We start from the raw sequence: 15614 nt of genomic DNA, 5'->3' as shown, positions 1-15614 counted from the left end.
CATGTCGCGTATCCTGATCACCTCTGCCCTGCCCTATATCAATGGCATCAAGCATCTGGGAAACCTGGTTGGCAGCCAGTTGCCCGCCGATCTTTATGCCCGCTACATGCGTCAGCGCGGGCATGAGGTGATGTTCATCTGCGCCACCGACGAACACGGCACCCCGGCCGAGTTGGCCGCCGCGAAAACCGGTGAAGATGTCGCCGATTACTGCGCGCGGATGCATTCCGTTCAGGCCGATCTTGCGCATGGGTTCCGACTGTCATTCGATCATTACGGGCGGTCATCCTCGACGCGCAACCGCGCTCTGACGCAGCATTTCGCGGGCAAGCTGGCCGAAAACGGTTTCATCGAGGAAGTGACCGAAAAACAGGTTTTTTCCCATGCCGACAACCGCTTTCTGCCCGACCGTTATATCGAGGGCACCTGCCCCAATTGCGGCTATGACCGGGCGCGCGGCGATCAGTGTGAAAACTGCACCAAACAGCTGGACCCGACCGACCTGATCAACCCGCGCTCGGCGATATCGGGTTCGACAGATCTGGAAATTCGCGAAACCAAGCATCTGTATCTGCGACAATCGGCCCTGAAGGGCGAAATCGACGCCTGGATTGACAGCCAGCAGGGCTGGCCGGTGCTGACCACATCCATCGCCAAGAAATGGCTGCATGATGGTGACGGGCTGCAAGACCGGGGCATCACGCGTGATCTGTTCTGGGGCGTGCCTGTCAAGAAGGGCGATCAGGACTGGCCCGGCATGGAAGGCAAGGTTTTCTATGTCTGGTTCGATGCGCCCATCGAATACATCGCGGCGACCGCCGAATGGGCCGATGCGCAAGGATTGTCGGACAAGGAATGGGAACGCTGGTGGCGCACTGACAAGGGCGCGCAGGATGTTCGATATGTGCAATTCATGGGCAAGGATAACGTGCCATTTCACACACTGTCCTTCCCCGCCACGATCATGGGATCGCGCGAGCCGTGGAAGCTGGTCGATTACATCAAGTCATTCAACTATCTGAACTATGACGGCGGCCAGTTTTCCACCAGTCAGGGGCGCGGCGTGTTCATGGATCAGGCCCTGTCGATCCTGCCAGCGGATTACTGGCGCTGGTGGCTTTTGTCCCATGCGCCCGAAAACAGCGACAGTGAATTCACCTGGGAAAACTTTCAGGCCAGCGTGAACAAGGACCTGTCCGATGTTCTGGGCAATTTCGTCTCGCGCGTCACCAAGTTCTGCCGCTCCAAATTCGGCGAGGTGGTGCCAACCGGCGGCGCGATGGGGCCGCGTGAACAGGCGTTGATTGCCGATCTGACAGCGCGATTGAAGGCCTATGAAGGCCATATGGAGGCGATAGAGGTGCGCAAGGCCGCGGCCGAGCTGCGCGCGATCTGGGTGGCTGGCAACGAATACCTGCAAAGTGCCGAGCCTTGGGCCGTGTTCAAGACCGATCCTGAAGCCGCCGCCGCCATCGTGCGCCTGTCGCTGAACCTGATCCGGCTGTATGGAATCCTGTCGCGTCCCTTTATCCCGGATGCCGCCGAAACGTTGCTGGCGGCCATGGGCGGTGGCGATGACTGGCCCCATGACCTGACCCAGGCCCTGACGGCGGCGCGCGCCGGTGACAGCTTCAGCGTGCCCGAAAACCTGTTTCGCAAGATCAGCGACGAAGAGCGTGAAGACTGGTCGACGACATTCGCCGGGGTCAGGCATTAAGGCAGAGGCGGCTTGTTGGCAAAAACCCCTCTGCCTGCGCAGCTTTTCCTCTTGACGCTATGCCGGTGCTCCCTTAGTCAACGCTCGCTCATGGCGGAGTAGCTCAGTTGGTTAGAGCAGCGGAATCATAATCCGCGTGTCGGGGGTTCAAGTCCCTCCTCCGCTACCAGCAATCCCTGAATCAGGTATCATGTCTGCGGGATTTCCGGCTAATCCGCCTTTTCAGCCACCCAGACCGTGCGCGTAGACAGATCTGGATTGGGCTGCAGGCCCGCGTCGCGCAGGATGCGTTTGCAGCGCTTCATGCCGGCGACCTCATAGATACCGGGGTGAAACTCTATCACCATCGCCCTGATGCCGGACAGGTCGGCATGTTCAAGAAATGGCAGCTCGCCGCCCTCGATATCCATCAGGATGATATTCGGATTCAACTCTTGCCGCAGCTCGTCGAAATCCGCGGTCGGCACGTCTACCTGTTCTTTCGCACGATCAGGATCGCCCCCAAGCGACGATCCCAGATAAGAGCTGTGTATTTGAAATGTCATGTGGTCGGCACGGTCGGGGGCGCTGACCAACACCTGATTGCGCACCGATATCACCCCGTCCAGACCATTGGCCGCATAGAGCGCCTGAACATGGGGAATCAAATGCGGGTTGGCCTCGAACGATACGACGCGCGCGGGTGCGCGGTTGCGCGCGGTCACCGCCCCGACGATGCCCAGCCCTGCCCCCAGTTCCAGAACCCGGTCGCCAGCACGCACCACATGCAGCGCCCCGGCAATTTCCTGTCCTTCATAGCGGGCGGCATTGATCCGCGCGATGCGGGTGTCATTCAGAAATGGTGACGCGGGAACATCAACACCCAGGCAATGGGCCGCAATCTGTGTCATCATCTGCTCAACGTTTCTTTACGAATTCAGTCAATATCACGATGCGCTGACCGTCAACACGGCCTTCGATCTGGGCGGCATTATCAGCCACAAGGCTGATCCCGCGCACAGCCGTTCCGCGCTTGGCGGTAAAACCAGCGCCCTTGACCGGCAGATCCTTGATCAGTGTCACGGTATCGCCCTGCGCCAGCACCACGCCGTTGCTGTCGCGGTGCAGGATATCGCCACCGGCCCCGGCCTGGGCCCATTCCAGAATGTCGTCTTCAAGATACAACATATCCAGCGCCTCGGCGGCCCAGGGTTCGTCTTTCAGCTGCGACAGCTTGCGCCAGGCCAGCACCTTAACCGCGGGAACCTCGGACCACATCGACGACATCAGGCAGCGCCAGTGCTGGGTGTCGGCGGTCTCGCCGGCGCAGGTCGCACACAGCGCCACCTGATCGTCGCGCGGCGGCACATTGACCGCGATTTCAGCCTGCCCGGCGCATAGTTCACAGGCACCGCCACTGCGTTGTGTCAGCATTGCATCCATCGCAATTCTCTTTCTTCTTCGTCCAAGGGTCGGGAAACAGGTGCACCGAATTCTCTTGCAATGTCACGCACAAACGCCCATGTTCCCTGTGCGACGTTATTCTGTATCGACCACTGTCTTCCCTCACACGGCTGTCAGTCTTTCGATCCTACCCTGACCAAGCCGGGCTGCCGCACTCTCGCGGGCAGCATTTTGAAGGAGACTACGGTATGGCTACTGGCACCGTAAAATGGTTCAACGAAACTAAAGGCTTCGGCTTCATTGCCCCCGATGGCGGCAGCAAAGACGTGTTCGTGCACATCACTGCACTGGAACGCGCTGGCCTGCGCACGCTGGCCGACAATCAGAAAGTCAGCTTCGACATCGAAGCCGGCCGTGATGGTCGCGAAAGCGCCACCAATATCGCGCTGAAGTAAGCCTTTTCGCAGATATTCCGGATCAGGGCGCCTTTGGCGCCCTTTTTCATGCCGGCTCACATGTCACGACACCAAAGGCGCATCCGCCTTGTCGGCATTATATTCAAAGTCAGATCATGCAGAGATTTGGTGGAGTCGATCGGGATCGAACCGACGACCTCGTCATTGCGAACGACGCGCTCTCCCAACTGAGCTACGACCCCAACAGGCGTTGCATTAGGCGAAATGCCCCGCAATAGTCAAGCAGGCTGGCGGCTGTGCTGGCGCACGAAGGCCTCGATCTCCGCGGCCGGACGGGCCCCGGCAAGGCGCGCCACCTCGCGGCCATTCTGAAACAGGATCAGGGCGGGAATACCGCGAATATTATATTTCGTAGATACCTGCGGATGATCCTGGGTGTCGATCTTGGCCAAACGCGCTTTGGGGCCCAACGCCTGCGCGGCCTGGGCAAACTGTGGCGCCATCATCCGGCATGGCCCACACCAGGGTGCCCAGAAATCGACAAGCAGCGGCAGATCATCGGTGCGCGCGGCCTTGTCCAGCATGGCCGCGTCCAGGGCACGCACCTTGCCATCCGCCAGTTTCGTACCGCAAGTGCCACACTTTGGCCCCGCCCCCACCCGATCAGCCGGTGCCCTGTTGGTGGTGCCGCATTCAAGACAAACAAGCTTTACATTGGCTGTCATTCGCGCCCCCTATATTCAACTTAAGGAATATATTGTGGCCGGCCACGCATTCTGCAAGCCCTTATCGTTGGACAATTTGCAAGGCCGTGCCAAGTTGTAATCTGCATGTCGGCCCCGGAGGGCGTATTGTGAAGCTTCAAGACGTGACGTTCTCGGGAACAATGTTTGCTGTGCATAAATGGTCACGGCGGCTGTGGGTGCGCACGATCTTGATCGCCTGCATGGCCATCATTGCGGCGATCGCAAGTCGGTTGCTGAACTTCATAATCCCCGAAGTGGTGGTCAAGGCCATCAGCGACGGTTCGGTTGCGCAGATATTAGAGATCATGGCCTCCAGCATGCTGGCGGTCACGATCTTTTCGCTGTCGGTGATGGTATCGGCGCGTCAGGCGGCCTCGACCCAGGTCACGCCACGCTCGCATCAGCTGCTGCTTGAGGACACCGTGACCCATTCGGTTCTGGCAACGTTTTTGGGCGCCTTCGTGTTTTCGTTGGTGGCGCTTATTGAATTGACTACCGGGTTCTACGGGCAACGGTCGGCAGTGGTGATCCTTGCCTTTACATTACTGGTGATCAGCATGGTGGTGGTCGCCATTTTGCGCTGGATCAATCACCTGTCCGATTTGGGCAGTGTCGTGGAAACAACCAAGCGAGTCGAGGAAGCGGCTGCTGGGGCGTTGGAACAGCGGGTAGAATTCCCCTGCCTTGGGGCCAATGCGCTGACCGATGGCCAGTTGGAAATTCCGGCGCGGGCGCAAGTCCTGGCCGCGCAACGCACCGGCTATATCCAGCATGTCGATCTGAGCGGGCTGTCCAGATGCGCCGAACAGGCGGGCGGCAATGTATTTATCCTTGCGGCGCCTGGAAAATTGGTGACCCCCGGCGAAACTCTGCTGTTCTATACCGGTGATATCGACGAAACCGCGCTGCGCCGGGCCCATACGATCGGTGATACCCGCCGGTTCGATCAAGACCCCCGCTTTGGTGCTGTGGTGCTGGCCGAGATTGCCCAGCGCGCCCTATCCCCCGGCATCAACGATCCGGGCACCGCAATTGACATCATCGGTCGGCTGCTGCGCGTTCTGATCCCGTTCCGCGACGAAACACGGCTGCGCGACAATGTCAAATTTCCACGACTGTGGATGGTTCCGGTCACTGCAAAGGCGCTGCTTCAGGACGGGTTTGAACCGATCATGCGCGATGGTGCTGGCATGATCGAGGTGCAAATCCGGCTGCAAAAGGCGCTGGCGCGCCTGGCGCAAAGCCCGGATTCCGCCATGGCGCAGGCAGCCCGCGACGCCTCGCAGCGGGCGCTGACAGTCGCGTTACAGCAGCAAAGGCTGGACGAAGACAGGGACAGGCTGACAGAACTGTCGGTAAAGTGACCTATTCCGCCGCCTCGGCATAGCTTTCGACCGGCGGGCAGGTGCAGGTAAAGTTCCGGTCGCCCCAGACGTTATCGACGCGGCCCACGGGGGGCCAGTATTTGTCCACCCGGAACGATCCCGGCGGGAAACAGCCCTGTTCGCGGCTGTATGGCCGGTCCCAGTCGGCGACCAGATCGTTGACCGTATGGGGCGCGTTTTTCAGCGGGTTGTTGGCGCGGTCCATCTCGCCCGCCTCGATCGCGGCAATCTCGGCGCGGATCGCCAGCATCGCATCGCAGAACCGGTCCAGCTCGGCCTTGGTCTCGCTTTCGGTCGGCTCCACCATCAGGGTTCCGGCCACCGGCCAGCTCATGGTGGGCGCGTGAAAACCGTTGTCGATCAGCCGCTTGGCGATATCTTCGACGCTCACACCGGCGCTGTCGTCAAAGGGGCGGGTATCCAGAATACATTCATGGGCGACGCGGCCCTCTTTGCCCTTGAACAGCACGCCATAGGCGCCCTGCAACCGTGCCGCGATATAATTGGCGTTCAGGATCGCCACCTTGGTCGCCTGGGTCAGCCCCGCGCCGCCCATCGCCAGGCAATAGGCCCAGGAGATCAGCAGGATCGAGGCCGATCCATAGGGCGAGGCCGAAACCGGCCCTTCACCCGTCCCGGTACGCGGGTCGCCCGGCAGGAAGGGCGCCAGATGCGCCTTGACCCCGATCGGCCCCATGCCCGGCCCGCCGCCGCCATGCGGAATGGCAAAGGTCTTGTGCAGATTCAGGTGGCTGACATCGGCGCCGATCTCGCCGGGTTTCGACAGGCCGACCATCGCGTTCATGTTGGCCCCGTCCAGATAGACCTGCCCGCCATATTGATGGGTGATCGCGCAAACCTCGCGCACGGTTTCCTCGAACACGCCATGGGTGGAGGGATAGGTGATCATGCAGGCGGCCAGATTATCGCCCGCCGCCGCGGCCTTGGCGCGGAAATCGTCCAGATCGATATCGCCATTGGCGGCCGATTTCACCACGACGACCTTCATGCCGCACATCTGTGCGCTGGCCGGGTTGGTGCCATGGGCCGAGACCGGGATCAGGCAGACCTTGCGGTGCCCCTGTCCCTGCGCCCGATGATAGGCGGCAATCGTCAACAGACCGGCATATTCGCCCTGCGCGCCCGAATTGGGCTGCAATGACATCGCGTCATAGCCGGTGATCTGGCACAGCCGTGCCGACAGATCGGCCACGACATGGGCGTACCCCAGCGCCTGATCGGCCGGGGCAAACGGGTGCAGATGCGCGAATTCCGGCCAGGAGATTGGCATCATCTCGACCGCCGCGTTCAGCTTCATCGTGCAGCTGCCCAGCGGGATCATCGCCCGGTCCAGCGCCAGATCGCGGTCGGCCAGACGGCGCATATAGCGCATCATCTCGGTCTCGGCCCGGTTCATCTGGAACACCGGATGGGTCAGATAATCGCTCTGGCGGAACAGCGCGTCGGGAATCCGATAGCGGGGCGCGCGGTCGGCATCGGACCGCTCCACGCCAAAGGCCGCCCAGACATTGCGGATGCTTTCCCAGCGGGTGGTTTCATCCAGCGTGATGCCGATCCGGGTCTGGCCGACCTTGCGCAGGTTGATCTCGCGCGCGCGGGCGTTTTGCAGGATCACGCCCTGCATCGGCCCGACCTCGACCGTGATCGTGTCAAAGAACGTATCAGGCGTGACGATGAACCCGGCCTCTTCCAGCCCGTCGGCCAGATGCACGGTCCTGGAATGGATACCTTGCGCGATCGCCTTCAGCCCCTTGGCCCCATGAAACACCGCGTAAAACCCGGCCATCACCGCCAGCAGCGCCTGCGCGGTGCAGACGTTCGATGTGGCCTTTTCGCGGCGGATATGCTGTTCGCGCGTTTGCAGCGCCAGACGATAGGCCTTGTTGCCGCGCGCATCGACCGATACGCCGACGATCCGGCCCGGCATCGCGCGCTTATAGTCATCGCGGCAGGCCATATAGGCCGCATGCGGCCCGCCATAGCCCATCGGCACGCCGAACCGCTGGGTGCTGCCCACCGCGATATCGGCCCCCATCGCGCCCGGTTCCTTCAACAGGGTCAGCGCCATCGGGTCGGCCACGACGATGCCGAGCGCGCCCTTGTCGTGCAGGGACGCGATCACATCGGTGAAATCGGTGACCTGGCCGTGGGTGCCCGGATACTGAAACACCCCGGCAAAGACCGCCGCCGGTTCCAGATCGGCGGGATCGCCGACAATCACCGCGATGCCCAGCGGCTCGGCGCGGGTGCGGATCACCGCGATATTCTGCGGGTGACAGTTTTCATCGACGAAAACTGCCGTCGCTTTCGATTTGGCAAGGCGCTGCGCCATGGTCACCGCCTCGGCGCAGGCTGTCGCCTCGTCCAGCAGGGACGCATTGGCCACCGGCAGCCCGGTCAGATCGGTCACCATGGTCTGAAAGTTCAGCAATGCCTCTAGCCGACCCTGGCTGATTTCCGGCTGATAGGGGGTATAGGCGGTATACCAGGCGGGATTTTCCAGAATGTTGCGCTGGATCGCGGGCGGGGTGACCGTGCCGTGAAACCCCTGCCCGATCATCGAGGTAAAGACCCGGTTCTGCTTGGCCACCTGGCGCAGATGCCACAGCAATTCGCGCTCCGACAAGGGCGGGCCGAATTCCAGCGGCTGCGCCTGGCGGATGCTGGCCGGAACCGTCTGGTCGATCAACTGGTCCAGACTGTCCACCCCCAGCACCTTGAACATCTCGGCCATTTCCTCGGGCGAGGGGCCGATATGGCGGCGATTGGCGAAATCATAGGGATCGTAATCGGTGGGGGTGAAGGGCATCATATGCTCCGGTCAGGCGGAATGGGTCAGTATAGTCAAAAGCGTTTCGGCGGGATCACGCGATGAAATCCTTGTATTCGGCCTCGTCCATCAGATCGTCCAGCGCGGATAGGTCTTCGACCTTCATCTTGAAAAACCAGGCGTCCCCCTGCGGATCGTCATTCACAAGGCTGGGGTTATCGACCAGCGCCGTGTTCACCTCGACGATCTCGCCATCCAGCGGGGCCAGAATATCGGATGCGGCCTTGACGCTTTCGATCACCACGACCTCGTCATCCTTGGTCACGATATCGCCTTCCTCGGGCAGTTCGACGAATACCACATCGCCCAGCTGTTCGGCGGCATATTCGGTGATGCCCACGACCACCACATCGCCCTCGACATTCAGCCATTCATGTTCTTCGGTGAATTTCATCATCGTTCCTCAACGTTTATAGGTTGCTGTTCTGAACGGCAGCGCCGTGATGGTGGCGGGCAGGCGCTTGCCACGCACCTCGGCCCAGATTGTGGTGCCGGGGGTGGCTTGTCCAGCGGGGACATAGCCCATCGACATCGGCCCTTCGATTGACGGGCCATAGGCCCCCGAGGTGACATGGCCGATCGGATCGGCGGCGGCCTCGTCGGCAAACAGCAAGGTGCCGTCGCGCATGGGCGCGCGCCCGTCGGGGCGCAGACCGACCCGCAGGCGCGCCGGACCCTGTTCCAGTTGGTCAAGAATGCGCCCCGCCCCGGGAAAACCGCCAGCCCGCGCGCCGCCTTTGCGCCGCACCTTCTGGATCGCCCTGCCAAGGGCCGCTTCGGCCGGGGTGGTCGTGGTGTCGATGTCATGGCCATAAAGGCACAGGCCCGCCTCCAGCCGCAGACTGTCGCGCGCGCCGAGCCCGATGGGTGCGACGGCGGGATCGGCCAACAGCGCCCGCGCAAAGGCAACCGCATGGGTATCCGCCACTGAAATCTCATAGCCATCCTCGCCGGTATAGCCCGACCGGCTGATCCACAGATCACCAAAACCCGAGGGCAGGATCGCCACATCCATGAAGCGCATCGCCGCCGCACCGGGCACAAGGTTTTCCAGAACAGCTTCGGCCGCTGGACCCTGCAGGGCAAGCAGGGCGCGATCGGTGATTTCCTGAACCTCAATGCCCGCCAGATGCGCCCGCATATGGGCGATATCATCGGCCTTGCAGGCAGCATTGACGACCAGAAACAGGTGATCGCCGCGATTGGCGATCATCAGATCATCCAGAATGCCGCCATCGTCATTGGTGAACAGACCATAGCGCTGCCGCCCCGGTGCAAGCCCCAGCAGATCGGCCGGCACCAGCGTTTCCAGCGCCCGCGCGGCATCGGCCACGTCACCCGTGGCGGCGCGCAGGATCACCTGCCCCATATGGCTGACATCGAAAAGCCCCGCCGCAGCACGGCACTGCAGATGCTCCTTCAACACGCCCAACGGATATTGCACGGGCATCGCATAGCCCGCGAAGGGCACCATCTTTGCCCCAAGTTCCAGATGCAGGTCGTAAAGCCCCGTTCGTTTCAGATCCGCCATGCGGCCCATCCCGTCCTGGCCGGAAACCCGGCACCGCCCGCGCCCCCGATTGGCCGCAGGTCCGATGCCCCCTCTGTCCCTTTGCCTGAGATCGTTATCCCTTCGGCGGGCGCGCGCGCCTCTCTCCAGAGTGTCCTGCCCCGCAAGGGTTCTTTTGCCTGAGAGTTTACCGGGGCGGTTGCTCCTTCGGCACCGGGGTTGCCCCCGGATTCTCCCGATGCGGATACGTCAAATTAGATCAGCCACGATAAGGCGGCAAGGGATTTCGCGCCTGCCGCACGGTTTGGAAATTGTGGCGCGGGAAGCGCCCGGGCCGAACGGGCGGTGCCCCGGGGCGTGACGCAATTGCGCCGCTGACGGGGATCACAACAGAGGGCAGCGCCCGAACCGTGGGATGGGCGAGACGCGCCCGCGTCGCGCCACAGGCGTGCCTTTGGCACGACGGGGGCGGTTCGGGCGCCGCCCGGTCAAAGGGGCCGGGCGGGGTTTTCCGCCAGGTCTTACGTTCGGAAATCGGGGCGCGTCTGCCTGGGCGGGCGCGGAAACGCGCCTGCCGAGGGGCAGGCAGGCGCGGTCCGATTTGTCACGGGACAAATCGGGCAGAAAGGGGTAGATGAGTTGCATGCACGATACGTTTGCTAAATTTTTGAGGTCAGCAATGTTGCCTTAGCAATCGCTTCATCCAAGAATCCGAGTGCTTCGTTGGCACCCGGAAAATAGGATGAGGGGTGTGCGCATTCATTCCGCTTGTGAAGCATTCCATGTAACGCTTTCATTTCGCCTTTCGAAAATACTCCCACTTCTTTTAGCGTTTGTATAATTGCGAAATCTCCGTTTGCTTCGGCCAGCGAAACCTCGTCTGTGAAGTTCCAATTAGACCTCAAAGCCTTCACCGAAATAGAATTCTTAACACAAAGCTTAAGTATTAGATCAGCCACGGCAGCCCAAGCCATCACTATTGCGGCGCGAAATACCCCAGCCTCAATGCATCTTACGGATTGCTTGAGGAGATCTGCTTGCGCTATCGTTAATTTTGATACGTTCTCAAGCGCCAAATGGGCGTTATAAGCCCGCTGGCGTACTGAGCCATCGCTGGTGCCGAGTATTGACGAAGCATCCGCCTCAAATTCGCGTACATTGACAAGCAACGTGCCTAGGTTGAAAGTCATGTTAGAAGTTTTGCCTTCATCGCCTCAAAGAACTTCTCATAGACCTCACCGGTCGCATCGGGCGGGAGTTGCATTTGAATATTGATGTTAATGACCGGCGCATTGGCAAAGCTGGTTGCGCTGCCGCCCGCAACTCCCGATCTTTGCTCGTAAGGCGATTCACTTGGTTCACGCAGCGCGGTTTCTGCGGCTTGCCCGTCGATCGAAGAACTAAAATCTCCCAATCCGCACAACGTTTGGAACGTGGTGACTATCCGTTGTACTGAATCCTTTGAAGCAGTCGAGTTAGCGGCAAAGTAGTTTGTTAGAACTTCCGCGTCCCGCATATGGGCGTCAGGATACATTGCAAATAGGTTCGCGTAACCCTGCCTTACCCCTTTTGCAATGGCGACGCGCGAACTACCTCGCATTTCCTTCCAAAGGTCGGTTGGCGCGCCACTCCGCTTGTTCTCCAACAATCCAATAAACTTAAGAACATTCAAAAATCTCTGATCATGGCTACTCTTATAACCCAACGCATCCAACGACTTAGCATCGAACTTCGCCGGCACGCCGATGCCCTTAATCTTTTCCATAAATGCTTTGAACTTGTCAGGCGCCATCACTTGAGGGAACTCATAGGCCATATGTCAAACTCCGAAGACTTTGAGCATGGCACTACATTTAGCGCGCACTTGTCAAGCAAACACTACTCATCCATCTTCAACGCAGCAATAAACGCCGTCTGCGGGATCTCCACTTTCCCGAACTGGCGCATCTTCTTCTTACCCGCCTTCTGCTTTTCCAGCAGCTTTTTCTTGCGGGTCGCATCGCCGCCATAGCATTTCGCGGTCACGTCCTTGCGCATCGCCGACAACGTCTCGCGCGCGATGACGCGGCCACCGATGGCGGCCTGGATGGGGATCTTGAACATGTGGCGGGGGATCAGGTCTTTCAGCTTTTCGACCATGGCGCGGCCGCGCGCCTCGGCCCGGTCGCGATGCACCATGATCGACAGCGCATCGACGGGTTCGTCATTCACCAGGATCGACATTTTCACAAGGAAATCCTCGCGATAGCCCAGCATCTGGTAATCGAAACTGGCGTAGCCTTTGGTGACCGATTTCAGCCGGTCATAGAAATCGAACACCACCTCGGCCAAGGGCAGGTCATAGACCACCATCGCGCGGTTGCCGGCATAGGTCAGGTCCATCTGGATGCCGCGCCGGTCCTGGCACAGTTTCAGCACATCGCCCAGATATTCGTCGGGCACCAGGATCGTCGCCTTGATGCGCGGTTCCTCGATATGATCGACGAAGGTCAGATCGGGCATGTCGGCGGGGTTGTGCAATTCGCGCACCTCGCCATCCTTCATGTGCAGGTGGAACACGACCGAGGGCGCGGTGGTGATCAGGTCGATATCGTATTCGCGTTCCAGCCGGTCGCGGATCACCTCCAGATGCAGCAGGCCGAGGAAGCCACAGCGAAAGCCAAAGCCAAGGGCGGCCGATGTTTCCATCTCATAGCTGAAGGATGCGTCGTTCAGCGCCAGTTTCTCGATCGCCTCGCGCAGGTCTTCAAATTCATTGGCATCGACCGGGAAAAGGCCGCAGAACACCACCGGTTGCGCGGGCTTGAAACCCGGCAATGGGGTTTCGCAGCCCTTTTTCTCGGTCGTGATCGTGTCGCCGACGCGGGTGTCGCGCACCTGCTTGATGGATGCGGTCAGAAAGCCGATCTCGCCCGGGCCAAGTTCGGCGATATCCTGCATCTTGGGGCGGAAAACGCCCAGCTTTTCAATCGGATACAGGCCGCCCGTCTTCATCATGCGGATGCGGTCGCCCTTGTGCAGCACCCCGTCGATCACGCGGATGATGACGACGACGCCCAGATAGCTGTCGTAATAGCTGTCGACCAGCATCGCCTTCAGCGGCGCATCGCGATCGCCCTTTGGCGCGGGCAAGCGGGTCACGATGGCCTCAAGCACATCCGGGATGCCGATGCCGGTCTTGGCGCTGATCTGGATGGCGTTGCTGGCATCGATACCGATCACATCCTCGATCTGTTCGGCCACCCGCGCGCAATCGGCCGCCGGCAGGTCGATCTTGTTCAGAACCGGGACGATTTCGTGGTTCGCATCAATCGCCTGATAGACATTGGCCAGCGTCTGCGCCTCGACGCCTTGGGTGGCATCCACCACCAGCAGCGATCCCTCCACGGCGCGCATCGAACGCGACACCTCATATCCGAAATCGACATGGCCGGGCGTGTCGATCAGGTTCAGGACATAGGTATTGCCGTCTTTGGCGGGATATTCGATGCGAACGGTCTGGGCCTTGATGGTGATGCCGCGTTCGCGCTCGATATCCATGCTGTCGAGCATCTGCGCCTTCATGTCACGCTCGGCCACAGTGCCAGTCAGCTGGATCAGCCGATCGGCAAGCGTGGATTTACCGTGGTCGATATGCGCCACGATGGAAAAATTGCGGATTTTTGCAAGCTCGGTCATTGCGCCGATATGATTGGGTTTTGGGGCGTGGTCAAGCGGTCGCCGCATCAGGCGATCGGCAGATATTGCGTCATCGCGCCCATCGCCGATGGACTTGGCCCTCTGGCGCCCATAACCTGCACACCAAACAAATGACGGGGGAAGACATGGCATTCATCAAAACCGAAAACCCGGCACCCGGCGTGGTGCTGCTGACGCTGGACAGGCCCGAGGCCCGCAACGCGCTGTCGATCGCGCTGCGGCAGGAATTGACCGATGCGCTGGCCGCCTGTCGCGATGATGATGCGGTGCGCTGCGTGGTGATTGCAGGCGGGGAAAAGGTGTTTGCCTCGGGCGCGGATCTGAAGGAACTGGCGTCGCGCCGCCCCAACAGCCCGGTCTGGCTGGAGGTGGACAAACACTGGAAAGCCTGGGCCGCCTTTCCCAAGCCGATGATCGCAGCGGTGCGCGGCGTCGCCTTTGGCGGCGGGTTTGAACTGGCCCTGCATGCCGATATCATTCTGGCTGGGCAATCGGCACGCTTTTCCCTGCCCGAGATCAAGCTGGGCCTGTTGCCGGGCGGGGGCGGATCACAGCGGTTGGTGCGGGCGGTCGGCAAATACACCGCGATGCGCTATCTTCTGACCGGCGATGTGATGTCGGCGGATACAGCGCGCGACCTGGGCGTGGTGGCCGAAGTTCTGCCAGATGATCAGGTGATTGCCACCGCGGTCGACATGGCAGGCCGTATTGCGGCCAATGCGCCACTGGCGGCACGTCAGATCAAGGATATCGTGCTAACCGGGGCCGACGCCCAACTGGAGGTGGGACTGAGCCTGGAGCGCAAGGCGGTGCTGATCCTGTCGGGTTCGGAAGACATGCAGGAAGGGGTCGCCGCATTCTTCGAAAAGCGGCAACCGCAGTTTCAGGGCAAATAACGTCAGGCGGCAGAAATGCCGCCATTGACGCTGATTGCCTGCCCGGTCAGCTTGGATGCGGCCGGGCTGGCCAGAAACACCACCAGCGGCGCGATGTCGGCAGGCGTGACGACACCCAGCCGGGCCTTGGATTCGGCCTTCTGGAATACCTTGCGGCTGAACTCCTGCGCCATGACCCGGTTATAGCCATCGGTGCCGGCGACAATCGACGGGGTAACCACATTCACGCGAATGCCGTGCCGCGACTGTTCCAGCGCCATCCCGCGCGAGAACATGATCGTGCCGGCCTTGCCCGCGCCGATCACCGATTCACCCGGCGTGGCGATCTTGCCCGCATCCGAGGCGATGTTGACGATCACGCCGTTCTTGCGTTCGATCATATGGGCCATGGCGGCATTGCAGGTGTAGATCACGCTCATCATATGGGCGGCAATCTGGGCGTCGATTTCGGCCGGTTCCGCCTGGTGGAACGGGCGCGGCGAATGCTGCGAGGGGCTGGGGATACTGTTGACCAGAATATCGATCGCCCCGAAGGCGGCCAGTGTTTCGTCAACGGCCTTGCGGGCATCGGCGGGTTTGGTGGCATCGGCGTTGACGCCCTGAAACCGGGTGCCGGGCACACGTTCACGCAAGCGGGCCACGGCGGCCTCTACGCGCTCGGCATTGCGGCCATTGACCATCACACGCGGCACGCCGGCCTCGGCCAGTTGGGCAGCGATCTCCCAGCCGATTCCGGCGCTGGAGCCGGTAATCAGGGCGGTGCATTCGTTCAAGGGGCGCGGTGTCATGGTTCCTCCGGTCATTCTTGGCTTGGTCGCATCTGTATTGCCGCCTCGTTTGGCCGATGGCCAGAGCCTTTGCGGCGTTTTGTCGCTTTCAGAAGGATAAAATCCGGTCGGCAGGCAGCGGGAAGCGGATGATCGCGAATTGAAAATGCGCCGTTTTCTGGCATAATGGAAAAAAACACGCCCGGCTGCGAAACAGCGCCGGGTTAAAAAATCAGAGGCACGG

14 protein-coding genes, 2 tRNA genes and 1 riboswitch are annotated in these 15614 nt (G+C 60.8%); of the genes, 5 read left to right on the top strand and 11 right to left on the bottom strand.

Features of this window, described 5'->3' with window-relative positions; genetic code table 11:
• Position 1: 1 nt before the first annotated feature.
• Both metG and ACTCHC_RS03890 read left to right on the top strand, forming a co-directional pair.
• Positions 2–1717, top strand: coding sequence for a methionine--tRNA ligase (gene metG, locus ACTCHC_RS03895; protein WP_463021148.1), 1716 nt, complete (start codon positions 2–4; stop codon positions 1715–1717).
• A gap of 92 nt (positions 1718–1809) precedes the next feature.
• Positions 1810–1886: transfer RNA gene (locus tag ACTCHC_RS03890), tRNA-Met, on the top strand.
• 40 nt (positions 1887–1926) lie between these two features.
• Here ACTCHC_RS03890 and ACTCHC_RS03885 read toward each other — a convergent pair.
• Complete coding sequence (locus tag ACTCHC_RS03885; RefSeq protein ID WP_463021147.1) at positions 1927–2607, bottom strand: FkbM family methyltransferase; 681 nt, start codon at positions 2605–2607, stop codon at positions 1927–1929.
• A gap of 7 nt (positions 2608–2614) precedes the next feature.
• Entirely contained in the window at positions 2615–3139 is a 525-nt protein-coding gene (locus tag ACTCHC_RS03880; protein ID WP_463021146.1) for a PhnA domain-containing protein, read from the bottom strand.
• Positions 3140–3348: 209 nt separating this feature from the next.
• Between ACTCHC_RS03880 and ACTCHC_RS03875 the strand changes: the two genes are divergently transcribed.
• Positions 3349–3555 (top strand): cold-shock protein, encoded by a 207-nt coding sequence (locus ACTCHC_RS03875; RefSeq protein WP_463021145.1) that lies wholly within the window; start codon positions 3349–3351, stop codon positions 3553–3555.
• Between the two features lie 127 nt (positions 3556–3682).
• On the opposite strand, the gene ACTCHC_RS03870 is transcribed toward ACTCHC_RS03875, so the two are convergent.
• Together ACTCHC_RS03870 and trxC are read right to left on the bottom strand one after the other, a co-directional pair.
• Positions 3683–3758 (bottom strand) — tRNA-Ala (locus ACTCHC_RS03870).
• A 36-nt stretch (positions 3759–3794) separates the two neighbouring features.
• A complete protein-coding gene (gene trxC, locus ACTCHC_RS03865) occupies positions 3795–4241 on the bottom strand; it encodes a thioredoxin TrxC (RefSeq protein WP_463021144.1) in 447 nt (148 codons plus the stop codon).
• Between the two features lie 128 nt (positions 4242–4369).
• On the opposite strand from trxC, the gene ACTCHC_RS03860 reads away from it, so the two are divergent.
• A complete protein-coding gene (locus ACTCHC_RS03860) occupies positions 4370–5626 on the top strand; it encodes a DUF2254 domain-containing protein (RefSeq protein WP_463021143.1) in 1257 nt (418 codons plus the stop codon).
• Between the two features lies 1 nt (position 5627).
• Here ACTCHC_RS03860 and gcvP read toward each other — a convergent pair whose 3' ends face one another.
• The 6 genes from gcvP to lepA form a co-directional block, all read right to left on the bottom strand.
• Positions 5628–8477 (bottom strand): aminomethyl-transferring glycine dehydrogenase, encoded by a 2850-nt coding sequence (gene gcvP, locus ACTCHC_RS03855; protein WP_463021142.1) that lies wholly within the window; start codon positions 8475–8477, stop codon positions 5628–5630.
• Positions 8478–8532: 55 nt separating this feature from the next.
• On the bottom strand, positions 8533–8892 hold the full coding sequence (gene gcvH, locus ACTCHC_RS03850; RefSeq protein WP_463021141.1) for a glycine cleavage system protein GcvH: 360 nt from the start codon (positions 8890–8892) through the stop codon (positions 8533–8535).
• A gap of 9 nt (positions 8893–8901) precedes the next feature.
• Positions 8902–10029 (bottom strand): glycine cleavage system aminomethyltransferase GcvT, encoded by a 1128-nt coding sequence (gene gcvT, locus ACTCHC_RS03845; RefSeq protein WP_463021140.1) that lies wholly within the window; start codon positions 10027–10029, stop codon positions 8902–8904.
• A 136-nt stretch (positions 10030–10165) separates the two neighbouring features.
• A riboswitch (glycine riboswitch) is annotated at positions 10166–10256 on the bottom strand.
• Positions 10257–10667: 411 nt separating this feature from the next.
• On the bottom strand, positions 10668–11198 hold the full coding sequence (locus ACTCHC_RS03840; protein WP_463021139.1) for a hypothetical protein: 531 nt from the start codon (positions 11196–11198) through the stop codon (positions 10668–10670).
• Positions 11195–11824, bottom strand: coding sequence for a DUF5343 domain-containing protein (locus ACTCHC_RS03835; protein WP_463021138.1), 630 nt, complete (start codon positions 11822–11824; stop codon positions 11195–11197). Before ACTCHC_RS03835 ends, ACTCHC_RS03840 begins: the two co-directional genes overlap by 4 nt.
• A 62-nt stretch (positions 11825–11886) precedes the next feature.
• A complete protein-coding gene (gene lepA / locus ACTCHC_RS03830) occupies positions 11887–13686 on the bottom strand; it encodes a translation elongation factor 4 (protein WP_463021137.1) in 1800 nt (599 codons plus the stop codon).
• Between the two features lie 146 nt (positions 13687–13832).
• Here lepA and ACTCHC_RS03825 point away from each other — a divergent pair, with 146 nt between their 5' ends.
• Positions 13833–14603, top strand: coding sequence for an enoyl-CoA hydratase-related protein (locus tag ACTCHC_RS03825; protein ID WP_463021136.1), 771 nt, complete (start codon positions 13833–13835; stop codon positions 14601–14603).
• Between the two features lie 2 nt (positions 14604–14605).
• Here ACTCHC_RS03825 and ACTCHC_RS03820 read toward each other — a convergent pair whose 3' ends face one another.
• Positions 14606–15391, bottom strand: coding sequence for an SDR family NAD(P)-dependent oxidoreductase (locus ACTCHC_RS03820; protein WP_463021135.1), 786 nt, complete (start codon positions 15389–15391; stop codon positions 14606–14608).
• Positions 15392–15614 lie beyond the last annotated feature (223 nt).

It is taken from the genome of Actibacterium sp. (assembly GCF_055134745.1).
The sequence above is the reverse complement of the archived record's forward strand: the minus strand, read 5'-3'. Positions and strand labels throughout refer to the sequence as shown.

Coding starts and splice junctions, on each gene's coding strand:
- metG (WP_463021148.1), top strand. CDS start 2: ATGTCGCGTATCCTGATCACCTCTGCCCTGCCCTATATCAATGGCATC.
- ACTCHC_RS03885 (WP_463021147.1), bottom strand. CDS start 2,607: ATGACACAGATTGCGGCCCATTGCCTGGGTGTTGATGTTCCCGCGTCA.
- ACTCHC_RS03880 (WP_463021146.1), bottom strand. CDS start 3,139: ATGGATGCAATGCTGACACAACGCAGTGGCGGTGCCTGTGAACTATGC.
- ACTCHC_RS03875 (WP_463021145.1), top strand. CDS start 3,349: ATGGCTACTGGCACCGTAAAATGGTTCAACGAAACTAAAGGCTTCGGC.
- trxC (WP_463021144.1), bottom strand. CDS start 4,241: ATGACAGCCAATGTAAAGCTTGTTTGTCTTGAATGCGGCACCACCAAC.
- gcvP (WP_463021142.1), bottom strand. CDS start 8,477: ATGCCCTTCACCCCCACCGATTACGATCCCTATGATTTCGCCAATCGC.
- gcvH (WP_463021141.1), bottom strand. CDS start 8,892: ATGAAATTCACCGAAGAACATGAATGGCTGAATGTCGAGGGCGATGTG.
- gcvT (WP_463021140.1), bottom strand. CDS start 10,029: ATGGCGGATCTGAAACGAACGGGGCTTTACGACCTGCATCTGGAACTT.
- ACTCHC_RS03840 (WP_463021139.1), bottom strand. CDS start 11,198: ATGACTTTCAACCTAGGCACGTTGCTTGTCAATGTACGCGAATTTGAG.
- ACTCHC_RS03835 (WP_463021138.1), bottom strand. CDS start 11,824: ATGGCCTATGAGTTCCCTCAAGTGATGGCGCCTGACAAGTTCAAAGCA.
- lepA (WP_463021137.1), bottom strand. CDS start 13,686: ATGACCGAGCTTGCAAAAATCCGCAATTTTTCCATCGTGGCGCATATC.
- ACTCHC_RS03825 (WP_463021136.1), top strand. CDS start 13,833: ATGGCATTCATCAAAACCGAAAACCCGGCACCCGGCGTGGTGCTGCTG.
- ACTCHC_RS03820 (WP_463021135.1), bottom strand. CDS start 15,391: ATGACACCGCGCCCCTTGAACGAATGCACCGCCCTGATTACCGGCTCC.